Origin of the sequence: Selenomonas sp. FC4001, from assembly GCF_000701565.1 — a bacterium.
In the GTDB taxonomy this organism is placed as follows: Bacteria; Bacillota; Negativicutes; order Selenomonadales; family Selenomonadaceae; genus Selenomonas_A; species Selenomonas_A ruminantium_B.
In genome coordinates, this window is sequence record NZ_JNJF01000018.1 from 22511 (window position 1) to 48332 (window position 25822).

The following is a 25822-nucleotide window of genomic DNA, read 5'->3' on the forward strand; positions in this document are numbered from 1 at the left end:
ATAGTTATGGCCTGCCGCGCCTTTCACCTCGAATCCCATCGTGGTAAATATTCTAACCATTCTAATCCTGTTCTAACCAAGATGTGTTACCATACAACTGATTTATTTCATAGAAGGGATGATTAGATGACTTTCTTTGTTGTTATGGGCTGGGGATTTGTTTTTGCCCTGATATTCTTTTTCCTGTTCCTGGGAACCCGGCTGGACTGGAGCTGGGTCAGCCTGAAGCGCAGCATTGACAAGGAAACCTACAAGCGGCGTCTGCTGTATTTTGCTTTGGGGATGATTGCCGTGCTGGGGCTTGCTGCGATAATTTATTGGCTGAAGGGGATACGCCATGTCATGGGGGTTAGTCTGCTTGGGCTGGTGATGATTCTGGTGGTGCTGCTGATTGCTTTGGCGTTGGGCATCTTCGTGGTCATGTTGGGCACGGTGATGCAGCGGGCTAAAATGCTGAAGTATGGCATAATCCTGCAGGTGGCGGCCGTTATCCTGCTGCCTGTCTGCGCAATTCTTGGCGGCTGGCTCTATCTTGTGTTCTGTGCCATTCCCTGTTTTATGAAGGAAAAAGACCAGCTTCCCCCAGCAGAAGAATCTTCCAGCATCCCTGCCTGAGCTTATAATCCACACTTTATGCATGAGAAAAGCCGTCCTTTCGGGCGGCTTTTCCTATAGGCGTATTTAGAAATAGTTCTTGCTCATTTCCACCAGGCCGTCTGTCAGCAGGTGCATGAACTCCGGCTTGCCGATGTTTTCCGCGCTGATGGCGAAGAGCATGTTATTGTAGGTCCAGTGGGCGGCGTATCCGTCAGGGTAGGCTTTGCTTTCGGCAGGAACCTGGGCGATGGCCACGGGGATTTCCTGCACCGTTTTCCTCTGCCATTTGGCTCCGTAGATGCCGCTGATGTTGTCGTTCATAAGTTCCGTGCAGCGGGCGGTGCGCAGGCGGAATTTCGTGGCGATTTTCCCATCAGCGGTGTATTCGATATCGATGGTATCGCCAGCAATCACCCAGACATGGCTCACATGATAGCCCGTCATGGACGGCAGGTAGAGAGGCTGGAATCCAGCCGCAGCTTTTGCTTCCGCCACGCTGTCATAGGCCTTCATGGGATTGTGCATGCCCACGCTGCCCAGCGGCGCAGCACTGGCCGTACCGCCTGTAATGACTGTACTCAGACAGCAGCTTCCTGCGGTCAGCGCCGCCAACAGGGCAAAGGATTTTTTATTCATAAAGCAAACCTCCTTAGGAACTGTTACGAAATAAATCAATCATATAGCTTGCTCAAATTTCCATAGGCGTTGTTGTCGTTGGTCGCCATAGCCCCGCTATGACTCCCTCCTCCGCCTAGCCTATGAAAATTTGTTCTGCGCTCTATGGACAGATTTATTTCTGCACAGTTCCTTGGCAAAGTACCTCATTAAGGTCAGTATATACCGAGTGGTTGCTTGCGTCAAATTAAAATGCCATTAGAAATTTTAGCAGGAACTGGCCAAAATCAGTCGAATATCTTAAAAAGGTGTACGAGCAAAAGGAAGTTATCCACAGATTTATCCCCAAAATTGTGGATTAGTGGATAAATCTGTGGATAACCCTGGTGAAAATGTGAATGGTTCTGAGGTTTATATGGATAACCAGAAAAAGGTCTTAAAGTTATTGGATTATATCCGCAAGGTGGCTTCCTTGCGGCAAAAATTGGTGCGCAGCATCAAAGAGGAGGAGTGGTCGCTGTTCCTGGACGAGCTGCCCGTGGACCCCAAGCGGATTCGCGTGCTGCCACAGGCGGAAGGCGTCAGCGAGGATGTTCTGCTGGAAGTGGAAAAGCCGGAGTTTATTCCCTGCCCGGAGCTGCCCTTTGACCTCTTGGGCTGGATTCGCACGCCCAACTGGCGGGATTTTGCCGTGACGGATATAGAGGTGCGGGAGGAACGCCTGCGCCATGACGAACGGCTCGGTGATGTGACGGAGCGGTTTGTGGATTCCGGGGTGCGTCTGGCGGCACTGGAAAAGTGGAAGCGGCAGCGCACGCTCTGGCGGGCCGGGGAAATGGTCAAGAGCCGCACGCAGGAACTCTTTATGCAGCTCTACGAGCTTTACGACAAATTGCGCAAAGATCCGGATAGGCTGGAACTTGTGGCGGGCAATGGCTTTTTTTTGAGCGGTCTGGATTCGGCCATCAATCATCCGATTATTTTGAAGCGGGTGCGCCTGCATTACGATAACAAGGGCAAGATGCAGCTTTTGTCTGCGGAATATCCCACGGAACTGTATGTGGATATGTTTCAGGAAATGCCGGGGGTGGAGGCCGAGGGGATTCGGGCCTTTGCCGAGGCATTGGATGAGGCGGATTTGCATCCTTGGGCGGAGAATATGGAAGCCTTTCTGGCGGAACATGCGGGAGCCCTCACGCCCAACTGCCGTTATGCGGCCAACCGTTTTGATGTGCTGCCCACGGACTGGTATCTGACCTATGACAGGCAGGTGCTGTTTTTGCGGAAGGTGCAGCCGGGGACGGAGCGTTCCATCGGCGCCATCATGGCCCGTATTGAGCAGGAGGGGGATGTGCCCGAGGCTTTGCTGCGGATTGTGGACCCCGACGCGCCGCAGGAAAAGGCGGAACCGGAAACACTGAATCTGGAGGATATCCGGGGCGAGGCGGAGGACATCCTGCTGACCAAAACCGCCAACGCGGAGCAGCTGGGCATTGCCCGCAAGATAGAGACCTCGCCGGCGGTGGTGGTGCAGGGCCCTCCCGGCACGGGCAAGACCCATACCATTGCCAATCTGCTGGGCCATTTTCTCGCGCAGGGGCAGCATGTGCTGGTGACCAGTGCCACGAATAAGGCGCTGTCTGTGCTCAAGGAGAAATTGCCGACAGGAATTCAGGATTTGTGTGTGTCCCTGATTGATAACGCCAAGGGGGATATGGAGCGTTCGGTGTCCGGTATCTGTGACAGGCTGGCCCATAGCGATGCGGCGGAGCTTTCCCAGCGGAGTGGCCGTTTGGCAGGAGAGCGTCAGTCGCTTCTCCATGCCCTACGGGAAAAGCGCACGGTGCTGGCGGATATGCAGCGCTTTGAAGCCAAGCGGGATTATTTTGTGCTGGGCGGAAAGGCCTGGTCCCCCTCCCGCATGGCGGCTTTTATCCATGACCATCAGGAACTGGAGGATGTGGTAAAGGGGCCAGTGGTCGAAGGTGTGCTGCCCCTGACCAAGGAGGAACTGGCAGAACTTTATCGGAGCAACGGCGTATTTACGGCGGAAAGCCTGCGGGAAATCGCGGAGGACTTGCCGGATAGAGGGCGCATGCTGTCCCCCGAGGACGCGGGACGGCTGATTGAACTGGCCGCTTCCGAGCAGGACAGACGGCAGGAACTCTTGGCGGGCCTGCAGGATGTCACGCTTGATGAAGTGGGCTGCCTGTGCCGCAAAGGTCAGCCCGTGGCCGGGGAACTTTCCTTGGACAGGCTACGGGAGGCTGGCGCCCTCTATGAGCAGATTGACTTTGCCCGTTTGGAGGAAAAATGGGCGCAGGAGGCCATGCTGGCCGGAAAACTCAAGGGTGCCCATCTGGAGATGTGGCAGATGCTGGGGCGCTCCATTGCGCGGGTGCAGCAGCTCAAACAGCAGAATCTGACCCAGTTCTTCGGCGTGGAGTTTGCCTATCGCGGAGAACGGCCGCTCAATCAGGAGCTGATTCAGACGTTGGCAGAGATGGCCGAAGCCTTTGATAACGGCGGCCTGTCCTGGTGGCGCAAACTTTGCCATCGGGGCTGGAAGGCCGTGCAACGGGAATTTGTCATTGACGGCCACGGACTCGAAAGCCGGCGGGACTGCCAGCTGGCCATGCAGTATGTGGCCCTGCAGCAGGCCCGCAGCGAGGTGCGGGTCAAGTGGCGTCAACTATTGGAACCCTGCGGCATGATTTCCTATGAGGAACTGGCCGCCGCTAAGGACGACTGCGACGATTTGTTAAGTGCCCGCTGGCGGGAAATTCAAGGCTATCTTTCCTGGCAGGAAACCGTCTGGCAGGATTTGCTGCTGTTCTGGCGTCAGGCCGGCGTGAATATGAATCTTGTCTATCGCCCCGCCAATTTTGCCACCCCTCATGGGGAACTAGCGGACCAGCTGCGCTGGCTGCGGGAAGATTTCCCTCGCTGGCAGCAGCTTTTGCTGATGCAGGCCGGACGGCAGCACTCGGCAGACAGCCTGCGGGAGACGCGGGCGGCCATTGCCGAAGCTGACGGCATTTTGGCGCGGCAGTTTGGTGCGGCGCTGGCTGACGGTGACAGCGCGGCCTATGCCGCCGCTTATGAAAAACTGGCAGCTTACGAAAAACTCCTGCCCTTGTTCGAAAAACGGCAGGCATATCTGGAACGGCTGGCAGAACTTGCGCCGCAGTGGGCGGCGCGGATTGCAGGGCAGGAAGGCCGTGACGGAGAGGCACAGGTGCCGGAAAATATCGCCGATGCCTGGCTTTACGCCCAATTCAAGCGGGAGCTCGGCGAGCTGCCCAAGGCTGATGCGCAGGCACTGGCCGGGGAGATTGAAGAACTTACGAGCCGTCTGCGTCAGGTGACGGCGGAACTGGCGGAAACCCGCGCCTGGCAGCATCTGCTGGAAAATGTGTCCGGCACCGGTCTGCAGGCCAGTCTGGTGGGTTGGAGCAAAGCGGTACAGAAACTCGGCAAGGGGAAGGGGCGCTATGCGGCCCGTCATATCCGGGAGGCAAGGGACTGCATGCTGGAAGCGCAGCGTGCGGTGCCCGCCTGGATTATGCCCCTGTCCCGTGTCTGGCAGAACCTTAATCCCGCAAGCCCCAAATTTGACATCATCCTGATTGACGAAGCCAGTCAGGCGGATATTACGGCCCTGCCCCTCCTGTACTTCGGCAGGAAAATCATCATCGTCGGGGATGACAAGCAGGTGAGCCCCGCAGCCGTCGGCGTGACAGCGGCCGAAATCACCCATCTGCAGGGCACGACCATCGACGGGGTAATCAAACACGCTTCCCTCTATACCATGGATTCTTCTCTTTACGATATTGCCCAGATGAATTTTGCAGCCCGGATGTTGACGGAACACTTCCGCTGCGTGCCGGAAATCATCGGCTATTCCAATCAACTGGCCTACGATGGCCGTATCCGCCCCCTGCGGGAGTCTGGAGGAAGCAGCCTGCAGCCCTTGGTGCCTGTGCAGGTTGAGGGCCAGCGGGACGGCAAGAAAAATCTGGCCGAAGCCGAGTACATTGTGGCGGTGCTGGCGGCCTGCCTGGAGGAACCTGCTTATCAGGGCAAGAGCTTCGGCGCCATCTCTCTGTTAGGCGACGAGCAGGGAAAACTCATCCGGGAACTGGCGGCAGAGCGCATTGGCATTGGCGCCTTGGAAGCCTGCGATTTCCTCTGCGGAAGTCCCGCAGACTTTCAGGGTGATGAGCGGGATGTTATCTTCCTGTCGCTCGTGGACAGCCCTGCCGAAGATGCCCCTCTGCGTCTTGTGGGGGACGGCCATGCCGGCAGTACCATCAAACGCTACAATGTCGCCGCCAGCCGTGCGCGCGACCAGCTTTGGGTCATTCATTCCATGGCTGCGGCGGCCCTCAAAGAGGGCGATTTGCGCCGAGGACTTATCGAATATGCAGAAAATCCGGACGCAGGCTTGGGGGACAGAGAACCTCAGCAGCCTACATCATTGGAACTTACCGTCACCCGCAGCTTGCAGGCCGAAGGCTATCAGATTCTGCAGGATATGGCAGTGGGCAGTTTGCGCGTGCCTGTGGCCGCAGTCAGCGGCAGCAGCCGGGTTATCGTTGCCTGCGACGGCGAGCACTGGGTGGACAGCATCAAAGAAGCCGCCAGCCAGCGCTACAGTCAGGCAGTCCTGGAACGCTTGGGCTGGCATTTCCTCCGCGTGCGGGGCAGCAGTTGGTACCTGAATCCCGAGACCGCACTGGAAAAACTAAAAGCCCAGCTGGCAGACCTCGGGATTGTGCTGGGAGAAACTACGCCCGCAGAAAATTCCGCCGCAGAGCGCCAGCAGCAGGCCCTCTGGGTGCGGCAGCGTGCGGAACAGCTGCTTGGGGAGTGGCATAAAGAAGAAACAGACGCATAGGAGCGCTTTATGTTTTGCTCATAATGCGTACTGGCGCAGGTGCTTGCTTTTTGGCCTTCGCCCTAAATGGCTCCCTCGTGAATGCCGTTGACTTAGTTACCTGCTCCGGTTACCACGTCGCGGCTTTCAGCTTGGTGTTTAGCATTTTTCTTTTAGGAGCCAGCCTGCGGCAGCGGGCTGTGGCCAAAAAGCAAGCACCTGCGCAAGATGAGCTTAACGGCTTAATTTGTAAAAAAATAGCATTTGCCAATGATTTAGGCAAATGCTATAATGAACACAAGAAGAGGTGCCGCCCAGCGGTCGCCCTCGTTAGTTTACCGTTTTAATGAAAGTAAACCGCCACAAGTTTGGTCGCATGGGGCGGTTTATTTTTTTATCTCTATCAGGATGAGAAGTAACAAGACTAAAATTATGATTATCTCATTCATAAGGCGAGCCCCCTTTTGAGGGCAAATATTAACCGCTAAACAGCACCTTAAAGGAAGTATAGCAAAAATCCAGTCTCTTGTACATAGATTGTGTACAGAGGCTGTTTTTTATTGCAGCAGTCCCGGAATATATCGTACCTCATTACCCAGCAAAGCGACAGCGAGCGGAGGACGGGGGATGTCTGGCTAATGCGTTAAGGGCAAAAAACAAGTTTAGCTCCCGGGCTTAGCGCAAGCCAGATATCCCCCGTCCTCCGCGCCCTTTTCGCCTCGAATCCTGTCTTGAAATCATTCAGAAAATGCCTCTGCGAAAAAAACTTTGAAAAAAATTGAAAAAAGGTGTTGACATATGGTGCAGGTATGGATATAATAGTTTTTGTCAGTCAGCGAGACACAGAAAAACTTCTGAAGTCAAGCGTCAGACAAAATGCGGAAATAGCTCAGTTGGTAGAGCATCACCTTGCCAAGGTGGGGGTCGCGAGTTCGAGTCTCGTTTTCCGCTCCATATTGTTTGTAAGTTTGATGTAAACTTGGGCCTATAGCTCAGTTGGTTAGAGCAACCGGCTCATAACCGGTCGGTCCTTGGTTCGAGTCCAAGTGGGCCCACCAATTACAAAAAACTTCAATATATACAATGACTCAGTAGCTCAGTTGGATTAGAGTATTTGACTACGAATCAAAGGGTCGGGGGTTCGAGTCCCTCCTGGGTCACCATTTTTATGGGTAGGTGGCCGAGTGGTTAAAGGCAACAGACTGTAAATCTGTCATCTTCGGATTACGATGGTTCGAATCCATCCCTGCCCACCACTTGAAAAGGCATAGCGTCGCGAAAGCGGCGCTTTTTCTGTTATTTGCAGGAAACGAAAGACTTGGCCTTCGTTTGACGGAAACTGACGGTTTTTGCTAAAATATCCTTGGTATTGCATAAGTGAAAATGGATAGAGAAGCTAGTGAGGTGGTTTTATTGCGTAAGCAAACATTTCGGTTAGTCTTATTTACCCTGGTATTCATGTGTTGTACGGCAGTCCCTGCGGCTGCCTCTATATTGGTAAAGCAAGGTTCCACAGGCGAGGCTGTGCGCCACGTACAGGAACTTCTGATTGAGCAGGGCTTCCTCGAAAGTGCGGCGGATGGCGATTGCGGCCCGCTGACGGTGGCAGCCATCAAAAAATTCCAGAAAGCCCGTGGCCTGACCGTGGACGGTATCTGCGGTGATGGCACCTATTATTATCTTTCCGGCGGCAAGACTTACGAAAGCAAGGAAACTCCGGCAAAGACGCGTACCAAGGCCCATGCGGTTCATCACGAGGGGGATTCCATTCCCACCGGCCATGCCATGTATGTGTCGGCTTCGGGCTACAGTGCCTACGACCCGGGCAACAGCAAACATACTGCCAGCGGCACCCTCGTGCGTCATGGTGTCATTGCGGTGGACCCCAACATGATTCCCTTGGGCACCCGCGTGTTCATTCCCGGTTACGGTGAGGCTGTGGCCGAAGATATCGGCGGCTCCATCAAGGGACACCGCATCGATGTGGCCTTTGACAGTCACGAAGAAGCCCTGGCTTTCGGACGGCGGGATTTGGAAATCATCATCATCGAAGAAACCTAATCAAAAATTAATGGAAATTTAATCCGTTCCTAATGAAAAGAATCTGAAAACAATGTATAGTAAGGATGATATGATAATAAATCCATCGAGTTAGGGAGTCGATACAATGTTTAAGGTAAATCATAAGAAAATCGCCGCATTGGCTTTGGCTGGTGTACTGAGCTTCAGCATTGCCGGCATGTCCATGACTTCTGTTACGGAAGCTGCTCACCATGAGGCCGCTTACGAAGATGGCACCCACAATGAGTACAGCCACCGCATGCAGAAAGAGGAACGTGTGCACAGACAGAACATCCTGTCCCTGCGCTATGAGCTCAGACATGGCAAGATTACGCAGCAGGAATTTGACAAGAAAATGAAGCATGAACAGAATCGTCATGATGAGGCCGTCAAGCAGATTAAGGCGGACTATGAGCGTCAGAACAGACATCATCATTGATTCCTGTTTTCCACGAATGACCGTCCCTGCGGGGGCGGTTTTTCTATTGCATAATACCCATTAAACCGCTATAATTTATTATAGCTAAGTATAACAAATCCTAGGCGAAGCGGGTGATGATTATGCCACTGAAAGTTGACAGCCGTGCCACCCAGGAGACAGCTTTTACCCGGGTAATGGGCCGGGAAGAGCGGGTGGAAAGCGGGGATACGGAATTTTCCATGGAGCTTTTAGAGCAGGAGGACAGCCTCTCAACAGAGCAGCTGGACAAACTCTTGAAGCAGATTGACGAGCAGGGGGCAAGGCTTTCCAAGACCCCTACTTATGATGAGCTGAAATCCTACCGCACTTTAATCAAGAACTTCGTGGGAGAAGCGGTGAACCGCATGTACGAGCTCCATAGCCAGGCCGGCTGGGATAGAATGGGGCGGCAGAAGGTCTATACCACTGTGCGGAAAATCGACAAGAAGCTGGAAGAAATGGCGGAGAAAATCCGTTTGGGACAGTCTGACCAGCTCGACATCGTGGCCAGCCATGATGCCATTCGTGGGATGCTGGTGGATTTGTATATGTGAAATTAAGTGAGTGGAAATTGTGGAAATTCGTTGGGACAGTTTGACAGGTCATAGGGCACAGGTTCAGGAGCTGACGGCTCTCCTGCAGGAGGGGCGCCTTCCCCATGCCCTGCTCTTTACCGGGGCGGCGGGGATTGGCAAGAAAATCTGTGCCCAGATTCTTGCGGCCGCTATTCTCTGCGGCCATGACCATGCTCCCTGCGGACTTTGCGACAACTGCCGGGCTATGGCGGCAGGCACTCACCCCGATTACTATGAGCTGGTGCCGGAGGTGCGGGGAAAATCCACCCGCATCATCCGCATTGAGGAAATCCGGGAGATGCAGACGGTGGTGTCCCGCTCCGCGGTGCGCGCCGGGCGCCGGGTGGTGCTCATTGATGATGCGGATACCATGAACGAGCCTGCGGCCAACAGCCTCCTAAAGACGCTGGAGGAACCGGAAGGGCAGGTAACCTTTATTCTCATAGCGCGTGACAGAAGCAGCCTTTTGGATACCATTGTGTCCCGTTGTATGCCGCTGGCCTTCGGGCCTCTTTCCCATGAGGAAGTCCGGGGCGAGTTGCTGAAACGGCAGCTGCCCGCAGACGAAGCGGAAAAACTGGCTTTTCTGGCCGATGGCAGCTTAGGGCAGGCGCTGAAGCTTGCCCAGCATGGCGGGCTGGAACTGCGGGATAATGCGCTCTCGTTCCTGGTGGCTTTGCCTTCCCTTAACCTGTCAAAATTATGGGAGGAAGCGGCGGCCAAAGGGGAAATGGATAGGGAGAGTCTGGCCGAATGGGTGGGCTACTTCCATATGCTGCTGCGGGATATGCTGCTGCTCTACGAAGACGGCGGCACAGCCCTGCTTTATAATGGCGATTTGCGGGGGCGGCTGGCAGAACTTTTGCCGCAGTTTTCCAAGGGAAAGCTCTTTGCCATGCTTCGGGAGACCCGCGAACTGCTGCACCGCCTGCAGGCCAATGTGAATCTGCGCCTGCAGATGGAAGGTTATTTTATTCGCTTAATGGACTGCCGCTAGGGCAGATTATATATAAATGTAGGAGATTTTTATGCAGACGATTATCGGTGTCCGCTTCAAGAAGGCGGGCAAGATTTATTATTTTGCGCCGGGCAATCTGGACATCAAGCTCGGTGATAAGGTTATTGTGGAGACGGCCCGGGGCATGGAATGCGGCGAGACTGTAATCGGCCCGCGGGAGGAGTCGGAGGACAAGATTGTTCCGCCGCTCAAGGTCGTGCACCGCATTGCCAATGAATCCGACATCCGCCGCATCGCGGAGAACAAGGAGAAGGAAAAGGAAGCCTTTGGCATCTGCGAGGAAAAAATCGCGGCCCATGGCCTGCCCATGAATCTGGTGGAGGTGGAGTACACCTTCGACATGAACAAGATTATCTTCTACTTCACCGCCGACGGCCGTATCGACTTCCGCGAGCTCGTTAAGGATTTGGCGGCTGTGTTCCGCACCCGCATCGAACTGCGCCAGATTGGTGTCCGTGATGAGGCAAAGTTTATGGGCGGGATTGGCTGCTGCGGGCGGCCGCTTTGCTGTGCGACGTTCTTAGGCGACTTTGAGCCCGTGTCCATCCGCATGGCAAAGGACCAGAATCTCTCGCTCAATCCCACGAAGATTTCCGGTATCTGCGGCCGCCTTATGTGCTGCCTGAAATACGAAAACGACTGCTATTGCGGGGATAACTGCCCCCATCAGCAGAAAAAAATCATGCCTCCTTCCCAGGGTTCCCGCGTGGTGTCCGTGGAAGGCGAGGGCAAGGTCATCTCGCTGAACCAGCAGCGCCGCTCGGCCACTATCCTGCTCGATTCCGGGCGTACCATTGTGGCTGCCTGGGAAGATGTCATCGAAAAGGATGAGGACGATACCAGCATGGCCGCTTCCATGATGGCGGCTTACGAGGAACAGGAGTCTGAGGCCGCAGAGATTTTGGCTGAGGACTTTGGCGAAGGCGCAGAAAATAAACATTCCGACCGCGGCGAGCGGCGGGAGCGCCGTCCTCGTGAAAATCGGGAGAATCGGGATAACCGCCGTGAGGGCGGCCACCGTTCCCATAACAGCCATAACCGCAGCCGGGACAGCCGGGACGCAGGCCATCGCCGGGGGAACCGGGACAACCGCCCTAAGAACAACAAGCGCGGGGACAAGCGGAGCCGGGAAAATCGGGAGCGCCACTGATGCGGGAAGTGCGTTTAGGCGAACATGAACGGCTGGACGACTTGATGAAGAGCGGGCGGCATATCATCCAGAATACGCAGGAATTCTGCTTTTCGCTGGATGCCGTGCTGCTGGCTCATTTTTTGTCGTTAAAGTCCCGCCAAAAGGTCTTGGAACTGGGCACGGGTACGGGCGTAATCCCGCTGATTATCGCCGATGAAGTAGCCCGTGTGGATGCCGTGGAGCTAAATCCCGTTATGGCAGAGCTTGCCTCCCGCAATGTCTGGCTCAACGAGCTGGAAGAAAAGATTTTCGTGCGCGAGGGCGACTATCGTGCCATTCGGGAGCTTTATAAGCCCGAATCCTTTGATGTGGTGCTCGCCAATCCCCCCTACCGCCCGGTGGGAGAGGGGCAGGCCAATAAACTTTCCGGTGTGGCACGGGCCCGCCATGAGTTTACGGCCACACTGCAGGATGTCGTGGCGGCGGCACGTTACGGCCTGCGCTTTGGCGGTCACTTCGGCATGGTACACCTGCCGGAGCGGCTGGGCGAAATCATTGTGGCCCTCCATAAAAAGCAGATGGAGATCAAGCGCCTGCAGATGGTGCAGCCCAAGGCAGGCAAAGCGCCTAATATGATGCTGATAGAAGCCGTGGTAGGAGCAAGTCCCGGCGGCCTAAAAGTTCTGCCGCCATTAATCGTCCACCAAGACGACGGCTCCTATACCGACGAGATTTTACAGATATATGGAATGTAAGAAAATGAATGAAAAAATCCCAACCCTCTACCTCTGTGCCACGCCGATTGGCAATCTGGAGGATATGACCTACCGGGCTGTGCGGATGCTCGGCGAAGCAGAGCTTATCGCCGCTGAAGATACCCGCCACACGCGGCAGCTTTTGACTCATTTTGATATTCATACGAAGCTGACCAGCTACCATGAGCACAACAAGCTCACCAAAGGGCCGGAGCTTATCGCATACATGCAGGAGGGCCATGACTTAATCTGCGTCAGTGACGCAGGCCTGCCCGGTATCTGCGACCCTGGCAGCCATCTGGCAGGGCTGGCCATTGAAGCTGGTTTCAAGGTAACGCCCCTGCCCGGTGCCAATGCGGGGCTGTCGGCGCTTATCTGTTCGGGCCTTGATACCACCCGCTTTACCTTTATCGGCTTTTTGCCCAAGACGGCGAAAAAACAGCAGGAAATTTTGACGAGCGTGCAGAAATATCCGGAAACGTTGATTTTTTATGAGGCGCCGCACCATCTGAAGGCCACGCTGAAAGCCCTGTATGGGGTATTAGGCGACCGGCAGGTGGCTTTGGGCCGCGAGCTTACCAAGAAATTCGAGGAATTCCAGCGCGGCAGCCTTACGGAAATCATGGCCCATTACGAGGAAAACGACCCGCGCGGGGAATATGTCATCGTCGTGGCCGGCTTTGACGGGGAAGTGGCGGCAGAGGAAAATGAACTGCCTGCTGACCCCAAGGCATGCTGTGAGCATTTTATGGCCCAGGGGCTGGACAAGAAAGCCGCCATGCGGGAGGCCGCCAAGGCGTTAGGAATTTCCCGTCGGGATGTCTATCAGGCCATGCTGGAGGATTGATAAGGGGGATAATCATGGGGATTTGCAGAAGGTTTTTTGCTTTGACGCTGGTGATGCTGCTCATGCTGCTGTCTGGCTGCGGCAAGGGTGCAGAGGCTGATGAAAATGCGAAGAAGCCGCAGACGCTTGATGACCAGGTGGATGCCATCGTGGCCGGGATGAGCCTGCCGGAAAAGGTGGGACAGATGGTGATGATTGGCGTCCATGGAACGGAAATCAATGACGACAGCCGCTTTATGCTCAATCAGTACCATATCGGCGGCGTGATTTTCTTCGACCGCAATCTGCAGTCGGCCGAGCAGACGAAAAAACTCACGGCGGATTTGCAGGCACAGGCTGCAAAAGTCCCTCTGTTTATCGCCATTGACGAAGAAGGCGGCCCTGTGGCCCGGGGCAAGGGCTTTATTGAACCGCCGCCTTCGGCACAGAGCATTGGCCAGAGCGGTGACAATACGCAGGCCGAAGCCTGGGCACAGAAAACGGGCAATCGCCTCAAGGATTTGGGCATCAATGTGAATTTTGCGCCTGTAGCGGATGTGGGCAACAATCCCCGCGAGTATTCAGCGGACGGCCAGACGGCGGCCAAGTTTGTGGCTGCGTCCGCGCAGGGTTATGAGTCCGCGCATGTCATTTATGCCTTGAAGCATTTCCCCGGCATTGGGCGCGGGCAGGTGGATTCCCATATCGACCGTTCGGAAATTCCCGCCACGAAGGAAGAACTCATGGCGCAGGATTTACTGCCGTTTAAGGAAATCATCGCCAATCACAGCCCGGAAAACTTCATGGTGATGGTATCGCATCTGGTCTATCCGGCGCTCGATAAAGACCATACGGCCAGTTTGTCGGCAGCGGTGCAGACAAAACTTCTGCGGCAGGAGCTCGGCTTTAATGGCATCATCATCACTGATTCACTCGAGATGGGCGCGGTGTCGAAGTACGGCGATTTCCGCGAACTCGGCGTGCAGGCCATTCAGGCCGGCGCGGATATCGCGCTTGTCTGCCATGAATATCCGCGACAGACGGCCGTTTATCTGGGAATTTTGGAGGCGGCGGAAAAAGGCGTTATCAGTGAGGAAAGGATTAATCAGTCGGTGAAGCGGATTGTCAAAATGAAGCTGTTACATAAGTCTTAAGGTTCGTGGCGTAAGGCGCGGAGCAGTGGAGGACTGCCCTTTGCTAATCCGCTGGACTAAAAATATTTTTTGCTTTTTATCAGGCGGTCTTAAAAGTCAAAACTCGCTCAGCTCAGACAGTTGACTTTTAAGGCCGCTTTTTTGGTATAGCAAAAAATATTTTCTTAACGTCCAGCGGCTAACGCTACGGGCAGTCCTCCACTGCTCCGCTTTTTGCCGTCTATGTTGTCAGCTTCCTTTATGCTTGGGAATATATCCTGTACGTTCGCTCTGGTTTGTCAATTTTAGTTGCTAGGGTTCTCCTGTCTTAGGGAGAAGTTTCTAAATATAACTTGCAAATGATTATCATTTATAATATAATGAAATCGTTGAGTTAATGATAATTTCTATCATTTGCGAGGTGATGTTGTTGGGACGTGAGGGATTTGAACAGCTGCTGGGCTTTCATGCGGCGCCGATGTTGATGGGCCTGAAGTCGGCCAGTCTGTTGTCGTTTCAAAAGAGCCGTTTTGAGGATTTTGAGGGGCTGCTGGCTTCTTATATGCAGTGTTTTAACTGCAAGGGCATATCGGTCTTCCGCTTGTCAGAAGGGGAGGAGTATGTGCTGCTGCTCTTTTATCGGCAGCGGGCGCTGATGAAGGATTTGGCTCATCCGCTGGCGAAGAAGATACTCGTTAGGCTTGGGTATCGGGGGGACGATACGCTGATGGGGATGTTGGAGTATCTGAAACTTCGCATGCAGCTGCGCAAATCCTTTCCGCATGAAGTCGGGCTGTTCCTGGGGTATCCGCCGGAGGATGTGGAAGGTTTTATCCGCCACAAGGGGCAGGATTTTTCTTACAGTGGTTATTGGAAGGTCTATGCCAATGAGCGGGAAAGCAGGGCGCTCTTTGATTTGTATGCCGATTGTACCCATGATTTTTGCCTGCGGCTGGAAGGCGGCGCGAGCCTGCCGGATTTGGTCAAAGCCGTATGACAGGGGGCTATGATAAGGAGGAATTTTTGTGAGCAAAGTTGCGATTGTTTACTGGTCGGGCACGGGCAATACCGAGGCCATGGCGAAAGCTATTGAGGAAGGCGCCAAGGGGGCTGGCGGGGATGTGAGCCTCTTTGAGGTGGAGTCCTTCAAGGCTTCTTCGGTACCGGATTATGACGGGCTGATTTTTGGCTGCCCGGCTATGGGGGATGAAGTGCTGGAAGAAGGCTCTTTCGAGCCTTTGTTCACCGATGCGGAAAAGCATCTGTCCGGCAAGCCGGTGGCGCTGTTCGGTTCTTATGGATGGGGCGGCGGTGCCTGGATGGAAAGCTGGGCTGAGCGCACCAAAGGGGACGGCGCCAAGCTGTTCTCCGACGGTCTGATTGTCGAAAATGCTCCCGGGGATGCGGAACTTGCCGATTGCCGCAAGCTGGGAGAAGAATTTGTAAAGTCGTTGTAACATCTCACCAATTTTGTAAGCCATTTTCGTTGGTTCGCGGTAAAAGGCGTGGGGCGATGGAGGACTGCCCTCCACTAATCCGCTGGCAAAAATATTTTTTGCTTTTTATTAAGCGGCCTTAAAAGTCAAAACTCGCTGTGCTCGGACAGTTGACTTTTAAGGCCGCTTTTGGGTTGCGCAAAAAATATTTTCTTAACGTCCAGCGGCTAACGCTGCGGTCAGCCCTCCACCGCCCCACTAATACTATAAAAAGAAGAACAGGGAAGTGGAATCTATAAAGGTAAGTGTATGGATATAGCCTCTCCTGCTATAAATAGCGCTCCTTTAAGGGATTTTCTTGCCATTGATGGACTGCCGACGAAAAAGAAGTCGGTATCATCGTTTTTTTCAACAGAATATTTTTCTTTGAAGAGTTCCTTATGGCTCTGCAAATCTATAATGATTAAACCGATATTTGACACCATTTTTTTGCGGTGCCAAATGACATTGAATCCTTCTGCCTGTCGAAACGGCATTAATTCTACATAGACAAAGTATTTGGCTGGGGATTCTTTTGCATACTCCGTTATAGAATCGAGGGTATCGTTAAAAAAAGATTTTTGGGAATATCTTTTTTCATATAGACGATTATCTATTACATGATATAAGCCATTAATTTTTTTCCCGAGCTCATTATGTGCTATTTCGGATAAACGCTCGTCAGCATCTCTGCCGGATTGATTGTTAAAGACAAGTAATACAGAGCTTTTTTGTCTGGCTTCTGTCATGGTGGGAGTCAGAATCAGGGAAATGCAAATGACCGTCAACAGCAGGGCGAGCAGCTTTGCAGGTTTCATAGCGCTTTCCTCGTATCAGCCTTGGTTTTCGGTAAGCGAACGGTTATTTCAGCAAAAATCTTCTCGCCAACGCTGTCAAGAGCTTTTAAGGCTACCGATTTATTGCCAATATCCCCAATCATGGAACTATCAGATGCTTTTTCCGTATATTTTCCATTATAGATGTATTTGCCGGTTCCTAAATTTATTATGCGGAAAGGAACGGCGGTGGTAATGTCTTTGCCAATCGTGAAAAAAGTTACTTTATCGCGGATGATAAATGGCTGTATTTCTAAATATATGCAGTAATCAATGCCGGAATCCTGAAACGCATCTAAAAAGTCAGCGCGTTCTGCAGAGGAAATATCCATATAACCGAGTTTGTTCAAAATTTCTACATAGGGGGAACCATCGATCAATTCGTAAGTGTTTTTGGGAAGGGCCTGGTTCAGATACTTAAAAATCTCTTTATCCACAGCTTCATCATAGGTTGATTTGGCGTTATTGACGTAGATTATTGCAACTTTGGGAAGCGTGGATTCCACAGGTTTAGCGGGTGTTTTTTCTTTCCTCATAATTGCATCTATGCGCTTTTGTAGACTCTCGCGCGCTTGTGGCTGCTGTTCCGGGGCATCAGCGTTGCGAATCCGTTCCACCAGGTTGACCTGAGTGGTATTTTCATGAATCTCTGTCGATGCGAAAGCAATACCATTAACGCCGAGCATGGTGGCTAAGGAAATTCCTAAGATTGTCTTTCTAAGCATTGGGAAATACCTCCTTATTGGTAAATGAACCATTACGATTCTATAATATTGTGAAATGAGTACATCACGTATACGGAACGACAGGGAAGATTACTTTTCTCTTGTTTCGGCATGGAAGTAAAATTATCCTTTTAGGTGGTGCCGAAAATTTTTTATCTTCAGAGCCTGACGCCGCAGGCAACTATCACCTGTCCCACTCAGGTTTGTCTCAATGAGTGGGTTATAAATATTCTTGCAGGCAAGCACATTGGCAGGATTTTTCTTTCTTTTGTCGAAGTGAATAGCGATAGCAGTAACGGACGAATTATAGCAATAGATGAGAAAGGACCTGGAATATGACCAACGAGAAAATCCTGCGAAAATTGGAGAATTTTGACCCGGAACTGTGCGGGCAGCTCAGAAGTGCGCTGAAGCAGCAGCGTACCACCCTGTCACTGATTCCTACAACCAATGCGGCTTCGCCCTTTGCGTCGTTCCTGAAGGGGAGCACGCTGGGGGATGAAATCATCGACCATCACAAGGCGCATCGTCAGAGCCGTTTGGAGAAGCTGGCCATCAGCCGGGCCAAGGAACTTTTCAATGCGGAACACGCCATTGTGCGTACGGGGAGCCTGGCCATTGCATCCCGCGTGGTAATGCTGGCACTGCTCAAGAAGGGGGACACGGTGCTGTCCTTCAACCTGCGCAAGTCGGAGCATTGCACCGGCGATTTGCAGTATAATTTCGTGAAGTTCGGGGTGGAGCCGGATACTTTGGAACTGAACTTTGCCAAGGTACAGGCATTGGCGCATAAGCACCGTCCCGATATGATTATCTATTCGCCGGTAAACTATCCGCGCAATATTGACTATGCGGGTCTGCGAAAGATTGCCGATGAAGTCGGGGCTTATCTTTGGATTGATTTGGGCCAGAATTCCGGGCTGATTGCGGCGGGCAAAATTCCTTCGCCGGTGCCCTATGCTGATGTGGCTACCTTTGCGGCAAGCGATGCCCTGCATGGCCCGCAGAACGGCATCATCCTTTGCAAGGAGAAGATTGCCGAGCTGCTGGATAAGACGGTGATTGAAACGGGCCATAGCTCGCTGAAGAAGAATGTACTGGCTTCTTTGGCACTGGTGTTCAAGGAAGCGGACTGCATGGAGTATCAGGACTATGCCCAGCAGGTTCTGGATAATGCGCGCGGCTTGGAAAATGGTTTGCTTTCGGCAGGCTGCAAGCTTCTTTGCAGTCCTACGGAGAATCATCTGGTGCTGGTGCAGCTGCCGGAGGGGACAAACGGCAGTGTGGTGGCCGAAAAATTGAAGACGGCCGGCCTGATGGTCAAGGCCGAACAGCTGCTGACGGCAGAGGATACCATCAATTACCCCATTTTGCGCCTGTCCAGCCTCGACAGTGCCACCCGCTATCTGCAGGCAGAGGAAATGGAGGAAGTGGGGCGCGTCTTGGGGCAGTTCCTCAATTCCCCGCAGGATGATGTGGCCATGCAGGTGGTGAATAAGTTCATCAAGAAACTGGTGGAGGATTTGCCCTTGTTTGCTGAAGACTGGCTGCCGGAAATGGAAGCTTTTGATGATGGGGATGCAGAGATGTCCATCCGGGCGATGATTCATTGGAATATATAATGAGTACGTCCGCAGGCGCCCTTCCTTGGGCGCCGGGGAATGGCTGCAGTTAACTGAATATAGCTAATATTTATTTAACGATTAGAGGTATAAGGGGAGGGAGTACGATGGCTGGTCAGGAGAGCTTGACCGCGAAGACCAGAACGGTCAAGACGGAGATTTTGATTTATGTGATTCCTATTGTGGTAGTGGGATTGGTGCTGATGGCGGGGATTATCTTCCGCTATGTGGGTTCCAACTTTGAGCAGCAGCTTACCACGAGTTCGTTGAAGAACGCGCAGGAAGTGGCCAGCGGAGTATCGGCCTGGCTGGACAGCCGCATGCTGGAAACCCAGACGGCGGCATCTCATCCGGCGGCAAAGAATCTGAAAAATGCCCCGGAATTGATGAATGAGAACAATGTCTACCGCTTAAATCTCATGAACAAGATTTATCCCGGTATCTACGACAGCGTGAGCTGGGGGCCTTTTGACGGTTCTGGCGTGCTCTATGGCCAGACCAAGGCGGGCTTCAAAGAGATGCACAATGCCGACAAGGCCTGGTACAAGCAGACCATGACGGGAGCTCAAGACAGCTTTATGTCCTCGCCGGTTGTTTCGCAGGCTACGGGCAAGATTATCGTGAACAGTATCGCGCTGGCCAAGGACAGCAGCGGTGCCAATGTGGGCATGGTACTGGCAGCCATCTATGTGGATGCCGTGGTGGAAAAGGTCAGCGATTTGAAACTTGGGGAAAGCGGCTACAGCCTGCTGGTTTCCAAAGAAGGCACTTATATTGTAAATCCTGATGAAGCCGCCATTATGAAGAAAAAGATTTCGGAAGAGGATGACCCGGCCGTCCGTACGTTGGGCGAAAAGATGCTTTCCGGTGAGGCTGGCGTCTATAAATTCACCCGCGCAGACGGCAAGGATATGATTGCTTTCTACAATCCCATCAAGGCTACGGGCTGGGGCATGGCTACCATTGCCTATCAGGATGAGCTCTTTGCGCCGGTGGGCAATGTGCTGAAAATCATGGCAGGCATTTCCATCGTCCTGATTATCCTGATTTCGCTGGGCGTACTCTTTACGGTCAACCGTTCCATGAAGCCGCTGGCCGTGATGATGGACGAAATGCGCCTGCTCGCAGCCGGAGACTTCCAGGACCGTCCGGCCCAGATTACGGTGAATAATGAATTGGGTATGCTGGCTACGGCTGTGCGGGATATGCGTCATGGTGTGCAGAAGGTGCTCCATAATGTCAGCAGCTCCGCTGAAAGCCTGTCAGCCGCTTCGGAAGAACTCAATGCCACCAGTGACCAGTCGGCACAGGCCTCCAATCAGGTGGCCGACTCCATCGTCAGGGTTGCGCAGGGCACGAGTGAGCAGCTCGATGCCGTGAACTCCACCTCCGAAGCCATCGAAAACCTCAACGACACCATTCAGGACATTGCCGGCAAGGCTGATGAAGCAGCCAGCAACAGCCGCGAAGCATCGACCGTGGCCCGCGATGGCGGCAAGACCTTGAACGAAGCCATTGGCCAGATTAAGCGCATTGAAGAATCCACACGGGAATCCACCAAGGTAGTTACGGCTCTGGGTGAACGCTCCAGCGAAATCGGCCAGATTGTCGATACCATTTCGAGCATTTCCGAGCAGACCAACCTGCTGGCCCTCAATGCCGCTATCGAAGCAGCCCGTGCCGGTGAACATGGCCGCGGCTTTGCCGTAGTAGCTGATGAAGTACGCAAGCTCGCTGAATCCTCGCAGGAAGCAGCTCATCGCATTTCCGCTTTGATTGAGGAAACCCGCCGGGATACGGACAATGCTGTGGCCGGGATGCAGGCCGGCAGCGAAGAAGTCCGCGTGGGCACGGAAAACATCATGTCCATGGGCGAGTCCTTCCGCAAGATTATCGAAATCGTCGAAAATGTATCGGGGCAGGTACAGGAGATTTCCACCGCCATCAGCGGCATGGCCGTCAGCGGTCAGGAAATCGTGGGCCATATCCGCACCATCGGCGAAAGCAGCCGCAGTGCCGCGGAAGAAGCAGAAACCGTATCGGCAGCTACGGAAGAACAGAGTGCTTCCGTACAGGAAATCGCCCATGCCAGCAACGAGTTAGCAAAAATGGCCATGGATTTGCAGAAAGAAGTGCAGAAGTTCAAAGTGTAAAACTGTGAGCCAAGATAGGCATGATATGCCAAGTTCCCACCATAAGGGTGTAAAACGAAGAATCATAGAAATAAGGCATAAACTTAAGCCCGGGGGATGTGTTCCTAAGCGATTTACGCGCGCAGCGCGTACTAGCGCAGGAATACATCCCCCGGGCTTTATGTTACGTTATCTTTTATGTGGATGTTTTGTCGGTTCAGCGTACTTCTGGAAGGAGACCGACTTTTTTCTTGGCCTTGGTCAGGGTCTTGCGGGCGATGTAGTCGGCCCGTTCTGCCCCCTGTTTCATCAGGGCTTCGAGGTGTTTGCGATCCTTCATGAGTTCGGCGTATTTTTCGCGGATGGGTTTGAGTTCATCGGCTACAGCCTGACCGACAACGGCCTTGAAGTCGCCATATCCTTTGCCTGCGAATTCGGCTTCGATTTCAGCCATGGTCTTGCCGGTGATGGCCGAGTAGATGGTCATCAGGTTGCTGACGCCCGGCTTATCCTCGCGGAAGCATACCACCGCTTCGCTATCGGTGACGGCGCTCTTGAACTTCTTGAGGATGACATTTTCCTCGTCGAGAATGGAAATCGTGGCCTTGGGGTTGGTGTCGGACTTGCTCATCTTGCTGGTGGGGTCCTGCAGGCTCATAACTCTTGCCCCGGCTTTCGGGAAGTAACCTTCCGGCAGCTTGAAGATTTCGCCGTAGTTATGGTTGAAGCGGGTCGCGATATCACGGGTGAATTCCAGATGCTGGGTCTGGTCAGCGCCTACGGGCACATAGTCGGCCTGATAGAGCAGGATGTCTCCGGCCATCAGAGCCGGATAGGTGAAGAGGCCAGCGTTGATGTTTTCGGGATGTTTGCTGGATTTATCCTTGAACTGGGTCATGCGGCTGAGTTCGCCGAACTGGGAGCAGCAGCTCATGAGCCAGCCCATTTCCGCATGGCTTCTGACATGGCTCTGGATGAAGACCAGGCTCTTTTCCGGGTCAATGCCGCAGGCGAGCAGCAGGGCGAATGCCTGCAGGGTCTGCTGTTTGCGCTTGGTCGGGTCAATGTGGACGGTCAGGGAGTGCAGGTCAGCGATGAAGTAATAGCAGTTGTATTCCTCCTGCATCTTCTGCCAGTTCTTCACGGCTCCGAGGTAGTTGCCCAGCGTGAAGACGCCGGTGGGCTGAATGCCCGAGAGAATGATTTTTTTCTCGTTGTTGGTGTTTTCCATAATATTAGCTCCTTTTTTGCCCTGTCAGGAACTAAAAAATCCCTGACAGAAATCGTTTCTGTCAGGGACGAAATTTTCGCGGTGCCACCCTGCTTCATGGCTGTGCCATGCCCTTAACGAGGTACTAACATACCTCTGACCACTAACGCGTGTCTTCACGTCGCAGCCTACTAACAAATTCAAATGTCAAATGCTTTCGGTGCGCCCTCAGCGGCCCATATACCCGTCTGTGTTCCGCCCGGCTCCCAGCTCCCCGGACTCTCTGTGCAAGCATAACGGATGTTTCTCCCGCTTCAACGGTTTGGAATAACTAAATAAAATGATAGCACCCGGAACCTTTGGTGTCAATGTTCTATCTATACAAGGGCGGGATTTTGTGTTATTCTTAATTTAGAAATGTTTCGCGTTCTTCTTTGATTGTTAGCGTTTATGATTGTGAGGATGCAATATAAAAGCTAATGATTAGGAGGCGGAGTTATGCAGATGACAGAAAAAAATCTGCCCTCTCAGCTGGCTGGCGTCATGAACCAGATTGAGGAGTTGGAGGCCCAGGTACAGGCTGGGCAGGAATACATGCGGGCGGTCTTTTCGGCGGCCAAGGTTGGCCTTTGCCTGCTGGATGCCGAAGGGGCGGTGCTGGCGGTAAATGAGATGGGCAGGATTTTGATGCAGACAGACGGGCAGAATGTAGTTGGCCGTCAATTTGGTGACGCTTTCTGCTGTGAGAACAGTCTGGAAAAGGGCTGCGGCCATGGCAGCAACTGCCGTCACTGTCCTGTGCGCCGCAATATCGAAGCTGCCCTTGCTGATGACGAGTTTTCCAGCGAGTTTTCCGTGCAGATGAAGAATGCCAAAACCGGAGACCGGCTCTGGCTGAATCTTGGTGTATCCCAGACAGGGGAAGGCCGGGGCAAGCAGCTGATTGTCACCATTGTAGATGTATCGGTGCGCAAGCATTACGAGCAGCAGCTGGAGCGGGCCAAGCGGGCGGCAGAGGAAGCGGACCGCAGCAAGACCCAGTTCATCTCCATCATGAGCCACGAATTGCGCACGCCCCTCAATGGCATTATCGGCATGATGGAACTGGCAGGCCGGGAACCCTTGAGCGAAAAACAGCAGAAATGCCTGCAGAATGCCAAGCGCAGTGCCGACGATTTGCTGCATATTCTGAATGATATTTTGGACTTCGCCAAGCTCGAAAATGACAAGCTGCGGCTGGAGGAACTGGATTTTGATTTGCTGGAGAGTCTGCAGCGCATTGGAGAAATCTATCAGCCATTGGTGGCGGCCAAGGGTCTGAAATTCGTCACGACGGATTTTTCCACGCTGCCCCGGTTTATTCGGGGGGATGCCCTGCGCCTGCGGCAGGTGCTGCATAATATTCTGGCCAATGCGCTGAAGTTTACCGAGACGGGCAGGATAACCATGGCGGTTTACCAGAGCGTGCGCCACGAGCAGCCGACCCTCGAATTCAGCGTGGAAGATACCGGTATCGGCGTGGATGCGCGCATGAAGAACAAATTGTTCAGCCCCTTTACCCAGGCGGACAGCAGCACCACCCGTCTCTTTGGGGGCACGGGGCTGGGGCTGATGATTTCCCGGCAACTGGTGGAACTGATGGGCGGCACGATGAGCCTGGATTCGGAACTGGGCCGGGGAACGTGTGTCTCCTTTTGGATTCCGCTGCAGGAGGCTGATTCAGCCGGACAGGAACGGCGGATATTCCTGCGCCCGCGGAAAAAGCCTGCGGACAAGCAGGCGGACACGGACCCGCGCACGGAAAATCTGATGCATTACTGCATGCAGAAGCTCGCAGCGGATGTAGAAATGGCACCCAGGGAGGAATCCTCATGAAGATTTTGATTGCGGAAGATGATGTGCTCAGCCGCACGTTCCTGCTGGAATTCCTGCAGGATTATGGCTCGTGTGATACCGCCAATAACGGCATGGAAACCATTGACAAATATCTGGAAGCCTTCAAGGCTGGCGAGCCCTATGATTTGATGTGCCTGGATATCATGATGCCCAAGGTGGATGGCCTGATGGTGCTCAAGCTGATTCGGGAGCTCGAAGCCCGGCAAAAGGTAGAAGCTGCGCGGCAGGTGAAAATCATCATGATGACGGCTATTGCCGATATGGAATACGTGGATCAGGCCTTTGAGCAGGGCTGTGATGCCTACGCTTCCAAGCCCATCGAAATCGACCAGGTGAAGGAAGTCCTGCAGGACTTGGGGCTGGTCAGCTGAATAGGAATAATCAATAATAATAAATAATGACAAAACGGTTGAAAATCAAATACAAAGTGTATATAATTAAAGTAGGGCTGTATACCTATGTAAAGGATTAAGGAATGTCTCAGGGAAAGTGAGGGATCGACAATGGGTATCTCGGCGGTGGGTGCTACGACGCTTTCGAGTTTCCCACAATTAAATCGCGAGGTTCATTCTGTGGGAATGCAGGCGACTAAAGAGCGTAGCGAACAGGCAGCGTCTTACACAAAAGTATCGAATTTTGGTACAGAAACCAAGTTGGGTTCCAGCAAGTTCCAGCAGGGGAACGACACCGTTATCAGCATCGGTGAACGGGAGACCAAGGAAATTGCTCAGGAAACTGCAGCGATTTATAAAGTTTCCAATTTCGGTACGAGCACCAAAATTGGCTCCAGTAAGTTCCAGCAGGACAATGAAAAGACCAACAATGAGGGGATGCAGAATACCTCTCAGATAATGGATAAAGCAAAGTCCTACTATGAAGTGTCCAACTTTGGCACGGAAACGAAACTGGGGTCCAGTAAATTCCAACAGCAGGTCAAGCAGATTTCTGAGCAGGGACAGTCGAATTTAGCGAAAGGCATGAAAGCAGCCCTCGATGTCACGCGCGTATCGCAGTTCGGCACAGAAACGAATCTCGGCCATAGCCGCTTCCAGCAGGCGAATGCCCAGATTAGCAATTACAAGCCTAAACCTGCTCCTGGTGGGAATATTGATATCGGCGCTTAACAGACAGTTTTTTGCCGCAAGCTTTTGCTTGCGGCCTTTTTGTTATTAGAAAACCCCTGGTTAGACCAGGGGTTCCGTAAAGCTTTAGCGATGAGTCTTTAAAGGAAAAGAAAAACCTCCCTAGAAAATAATTGTTGCGGTCCGTCAACTGCAAAATTATGAATAGGGAGGTTTTGTCGTAATGCAAAAGAACGACATCCATAGTTTATCACACACGAAATGGGAGTGTAAATATCACATTGTTTTTGCGCCGAAGTATAGGCGGAAAGTGTTTTTCGGGCAAATGAGGTATGAGATTGGAAAGATAATACGTGAATTGTGCAGATGGAAGGGGGTGAATTTACTGGAAGCTGAGGCATGTCCAGACCACATCCATATTTTGGTAGAGATACCACCGAAATTTAGTATATCGAACTTTATGGGATTTTTGAAGGGGAAGAGTAGCCTGATGATATATGAGAAATGGGGGAATATGAAATATAAGTATAGAAACAGACAATTTTGGTGTCGAGGATATTATGTGAGTACCGTAGGAAAGAACGAAAAGAAGATAGCGGAATATATAAAGCAGCAACTAAGTGAAGACCATATGGCCGAGCAGCTAACGCTAGAGGCGATAGACCCGTTTACGGGTAATCGGAAATAAGTAGCGTGTGGCGGACCGTACAAGCGCTTTTAAGCGCAGCTGGTAAAAAGAGGCCTTATAGGCCGTTAATGTAAAACCCCCGGCTAAGCCGGGGGATATTTATTT

23 protein-coding genes and 4 tRNA genes are annotated in these 25822 nt (G+C 52.8%); 23 read left to right on the top strand and 4 right to left on the bottom strand.

Features of this window, described 5'->3' with window-relative positions:
- The first annotated feature begins 126 nt into the window (after positions 1–126).
- Positions 127–615, top strand: coding sequence for a hypothetical protein (locus tag T320_RS09045; RefSeq protein WP_037355086.1), 489 nt, complete (start codon positions 127–129; stop codon positions 613–615).
- A 66-nt stretch (positions 616–681) separates the two neighbouring features.
- Here the strand turns inward: T320_RS09045 and T320_RS09050 are convergent, their stop codons facing one another.
- Entirely contained in the window at positions 682–1233 is a 552-nt protein-coding gene (locus tag T320_RS09050; RefSeq protein ID WP_037355131.1) for a hypothetical protein, read from the bottom strand.
- A 394-nt stretch (positions 1234–1627) separates the two neighbouring features.
- Here T320_RS09050 and T320_RS09055 point away from each other — a divergent pair, with 394 nt between their 5' ends.
- From T320_RS09055 to T320_RS09130, 16 genes are all read left to right on the top strand, one after another.
- Positions 1628–6112, top strand: a complete 4485-nt coding sequence (locus T320_RS09055) for an AAA domain-containing protein (RefSeq protein WP_156032788.1) — start codon at positions 1628–1630, stop codon at positions 6110–6112.
- Positions 6113–6126: 14 nt separating this feature from the next.
- Complete coding sequence (locus T320_RS09060; protein WP_037355091.1) at positions 6127–6438, top strand: hypothetical protein; 312 nt, start codon at positions 6127–6129, stop codon at positions 6436–6438.
- 531 nt (positions 6439–6969) lie between these two features.
- A tRNA-Gly gene (locus T320_RS09065) sits at positions 6970–7045 on the top strand.
- A gap of 27 nt (positions 7046–7072) precedes the next feature.
- Positions 7073–7149, top strand: a tRNA-Ile gene (locus tag T320_RS09070).
- 27 nt (positions 7150–7176) lie between these two features.
- Positions 7177–7254, top strand: a tRNA-Arg gene (locus T320_RS09075).
- 7 nt (positions 7255–7261) lie between these two features.
- A tRNA-Tyr gene (locus T320_RS09080) sits at positions 7262–7347 on the top strand.
- 202 nt (positions 7348–7549) lie between these two features.
- The gene (locus tag T320_RS09085; protein ID WP_037355133.1) at positions 7550–8152 is read left to right on the top strand and encodes a 3D domain-containing protein; all 603 of its coding nucleotides are present in this window, start codon (positions 7550–7552) and stop codon (positions 8150–8152) included.
- Positions 8153–8258: 106 nt separating this feature from the next.
- On the top strand, positions 8259–8591 hold the full coding sequence (locus T320_RS09090; RefSeq protein WP_037355094.1) for a hypothetical protein: 333 nt from the start codon (positions 8259–8261) through the stop codon (positions 8589–8591).
- Positions 8592–8767: 176 nt separating this feature from the next.
- Complete coding sequence (locus tag T320_RS09095) at positions 8768–9166, top strand: YaaR family protein (protein ID WP_369793440.1); 399 nt, start codon at positions 8768–8770, stop codon at positions 9164–9166.
- A gap of 10 nt (positions 9167–9176) precedes the next feature.
- Positions 9177–10184 (top strand): DNA polymerase III subunit delta', encoded by a 1008-nt coding sequence (gene holB, locus T320_RS09100; RefSeq protein WP_231465879.1) that lies wholly within the window; start codon positions 9177–9179, stop codon positions 10182–10184.
- A gap of 31 nt (positions 10185–10215) precedes the next feature.
- On the top strand, positions 10216–11355 hold the full coding sequence (locus tag T320_RS09105) for a PSP1 domain-containing protein (RefSeq protein WP_037355100.1): 1140 nt from the start codon (positions 10216–10218) through the stop codon (positions 11353–11355).
- Positions 11355–12092 carry a tRNA1(Val) (adenine(37)-N6)-methyltransferase gene (locus T320_RS09110; protein ID WP_037355102.1) on the top strand — a complete coding sequence of 246 codons (738 nt, stop codon included), beginning with the start codon at positions 11355–11357 and terminating at the stop codon, positions 12090–12092. Before T320_RS09105 ends, T320_RS09110 begins: the two co-directional genes overlap by 1 nt.
- 4 nt (positions 12093–12096) lie before the next feature.
- Positions 12097–12939 carry a 16S rRNA (cytidine(1402)-2'-O)-methyltransferase gene (gene rsmI, locus T320_RS09115; RefSeq protein WP_037355137.1) on the top strand — a complete coding sequence of 281 codons (843 nt, stop codon included), beginning with the start codon at positions 12097–12099 and terminating at the stop codon, positions 12937–12939.
- A gap of 14 nt (positions 12940–12953) precedes the next feature.
- Positions 12954–14072: a glycoside hydrolase family 3 N-terminal domain-containing protein gene (locus T320_RS09120; RefSeq protein ID WP_037355105.1), complete on the top strand. Its 1119-nt coding sequence runs from the start codon at positions 12954–12956 to the stop codon at positions 14070–14072.
- A 403-nt stretch (positions 14073–14475) separates the two neighbouring features.
- A complete protein-coding gene (locus tag T320_RS09125; protein WP_037355139.1) occupies positions 14476–15048 on the top strand; it encodes a DUF3793 family protein in 573 nt (190 codons plus the stop codon).
- Between the two features lie 28 nt (positions 15049–15076).
- Entirely contained in the window at positions 15077–15508 is a 432-nt protein-coding gene (locus T320_RS09130; RefSeq protein WP_037355108.1) for a flavodoxin, read from the top strand.
- 272 nt (positions 15509–15780) lie between these two features.
- On the opposite strand, the gene T320_RS09135 is transcribed toward T320_RS09130, so the two are convergent.
- The gene (locus tag T320_RS09135; RefSeq protein WP_037355110.1) at positions 15781–16344 is read right to left on the bottom strand and encodes a hypothetical protein; all 564 of its coding nucleotides are present in this window, start codon (positions 16342–16344) and stop codon (positions 15781–15783) included.
- Positions 16341–17087: a hypothetical protein gene (locus tag T320_RS09140; protein WP_037355112.1), complete on the bottom strand. Its 747-nt coding sequence runs from the start codon at positions 17085–17087 to the stop codon at positions 16341–16343. The genes T320_RS09135 and T320_RS09140 overlap by 4 nt, the downstream gene beginning before the upstream one ends.
- 335 nt (positions 17088–17422) lie before the next feature.
- On the opposite strand from T320_RS09140, the gene T320_RS09145 reads away from it, so the two are divergent.
- Positions 17423–18709: a PLP-dependent aminotransferase family protein gene (locus tag T320_RS09145; protein WP_051608694.1), complete on the top strand. Its 1287-nt coding sequence runs from the start codon at positions 17423–17425 to the stop codon at positions 18707–18709.
- 107 nt (positions 18710–18816) lie between these two features.
- Positions 18817–20862, top strand: coding sequence for a methyl-accepting chemotaxis protein (locus T320_RS09150; protein ID WP_037355115.1), 2046 nt, complete (start codon positions 18817–18819; stop codon positions 20860–20862).
- A 196-nt stretch (positions 20863–21058) separates the two neighbouring features.
- On the opposite strand, the gene trpS is transcribed toward T320_RS09150, so the two are convergent.
- Positions 21059–22072: a tryptophan--tRNA ligase gene (gene trpS, locus T320_RS09155; RefSeq protein ID WP_037355118.1), complete on the bottom strand. Its 1014-nt coding sequence runs from the start codon at positions 22070–22072 to the stop codon at positions 21059–21061.
- 477 nt (positions 22073–22549) lie between these two features.
- Here trpS and T320_RS09160 point away from each other — a divergent pair, with 477 nt between their 5' ends.
- The 4 genes from T320_RS09160 (at position 22550) to tnpA (ending at position 25717) form a co-directional block, all read left to right on the top strand.
- Positions 22550–23926, top strand: coding sequence for a PAS domain-containing sensor histidine kinase (locus T320_RS09160; protein WP_037355120.1), 1377 nt, complete (start codon positions 22550–22552; stop codon positions 23924–23926).
- Positions 23923–24318: a response regulator gene (locus tag T320_RS09165; protein ID WP_026759338.1), complete on the top strand. Its 396-nt coding sequence runs from the start codon at positions 23923–23925 to the stop codon at positions 24316–24318. Before T320_RS09160 ends, T320_RS09165 begins: the two co-directional genes overlap by 4 nt.
- Positions 24319–24450: 132 nt before the next feature.
- Entirely contained in the window at positions 24451–25071 is a 621-nt protein-coding gene (locus tag T320_RS09170) for a hypothetical protein (protein WP_037355122.1), read from the top strand.
- A gap of 181 nt (positions 25072–25252) precedes the next feature.
- The gene (gene tnpA / locus T320_RS09175; protein WP_037354312.1) at positions 25253–25717 is read left to right on the top strand and encodes an IS200/IS605 family transposase; all 465 of its coding nucleotides are present in this window, start codon (positions 25253–25255) and stop codon (positions 25715–25717) included.
- Positions 25718–25822 lie beyond the last annotated feature (105 nt).

What these genes read in the sequence shown, in the direction of transcription:
- T320_RS09045 (WP_037355086.1), top strand. Translation starts at nt 127, where the DNA reads ATGACTTTCTTTGTTGTTATGGGCTGGGGATTTGTTTTTGCCCTGATA.
- T320_RS09050 (WP_037355131.1), bottom strand. Translation starts at nt 1,233, where the DNA reads ATGAATAAAAAATCCTTTGCCCTGTTGGCGGCGCTGACCGCAGGAAGC.
- T320_RS09055 (WP_156032788.1), top strand. Translation starts at nt 1,628, where the DNA reads ATGGATAACCAGAAAAAGGTCTTAAAGTTATTGGATTATATCCGCAAG.
- T320_RS09085 (WP_037355133.1), top strand. Translation starts at nt 7,550, where the DNA reads ATGTGTTGTACGGCAGTCCCTGCGGCTGCCTCTATATTGGTAAAGCAA.
- T320_RS09090 (WP_037355094.1), top strand. Translation starts at nt 8,259, where the DNA reads ATGTTTAAGGTAAATCATAAGAAAATCGCCGCATTGGCTTTGGCTGGT.
- T320_RS09095 (WP_369793440.1), top strand. Translation starts at nt 8,768, where the DNA reads ATGGGCCGGGAAGAGCGGGTGGAAAGCGGGGATACGGAATTTTCCATG.
- T320_RS09105 (WP_037355100.1), top strand. Translation starts at nt 10,216, where the DNA reads ATGCAGACGATTATCGGTGTCCGCTTCAAGAAGGCGGGCAAGATTTAT.
- T320_RS09110 (WP_037355102.1), top strand. Translation starts at nt 11,355, where the DNA reads ATGCGGGAAGTGCGTTTAGGCGAACATGAACGGCTGGACGACTTGATG.
- rsmI (WP_037355137.1), top strand. Translation starts at nt 12,097, where the DNA reads ATGAATGAAAAAATCCCAACCCTCTACCTCTGTGCCACGCCGATTGGC.
- T320_RS09120 (WP_037355105.1), top strand. Translation starts at nt 12,954, where the DNA reads ATGGGGATTTGCAGAAGGTTTTTTGCTTTGACGCTGGTGATGCTGCTC.
- T320_RS09125 (WP_037355139.1), top strand. Translation starts at nt 14,476, where the DNA reads ATGTTGTTGGGACGTGAGGGATTTGAACAGCTGCTGGGCTTTCATGCG.
- T320_RS09135 (WP_037355110.1), bottom strand. Translation starts at nt 16,344, where the DNA reads ATGAAACCTGCAAAGCTGCTCGCCCTGCTGTTGACGGTCATTTGCATT.
- T320_RS09140 (WP_037355112.1), bottom strand. Translation starts at nt 17,087, where the DNA reads ATGCTTAGAAAGACAATCTTAGGAATTTCCTTAGCCACCATGCTCGGC.
- T320_RS09145 (WP_051608694.1), top strand. Translation starts at nt 17,423, where the DNA reads ATGACCAACGAGAAAATCCTGCGAAAATTGGAGAATTTTGACCCGGAA.
- T320_RS09150 (WP_037355115.1), top strand. Translation starts at nt 18,817, where the DNA reads ATGGCTGGTCAGGAGAGCTTGACCGCGAAGACCAGAACGGTCAAGACG.
- trpS (WP_037355118.1), bottom strand. Translation starts at nt 22,072, where the DNA reads ATGGAAAACACCAACAACGAGAAAAAAATCATTCTCTCGGGCATTCAG.
- T320_RS09160 (WP_037355120.1), top strand. Translation starts at nt 22,550, where the DNA reads ATGCAGATGACAGAAAAAAATCTGCCCTCTCAGCTGGCTGGCGTCATG.
- T320_RS09165 (WP_026759338.1), top strand. Translation starts at nt 23,923, where the DNA reads ATGAAGATTTTGATTGCGGAAGATGATGTGCTCAGCCGCACGTTCCTG.
- T320_RS09170 (WP_037355122.1), top strand. Translation starts at nt 24,451, where the DNA reads ATGGGTATCTCGGCGGTGGGTGCTACGACGCTTTCGAGTTTCCCACAA.
- tnpA (WP_037354312.1), top strand. Translation starts at nt 25,253, where the DNA reads ATGCAAAAGAACGACATCCATAGTTTATCACACACGAAATGGGAGTGT.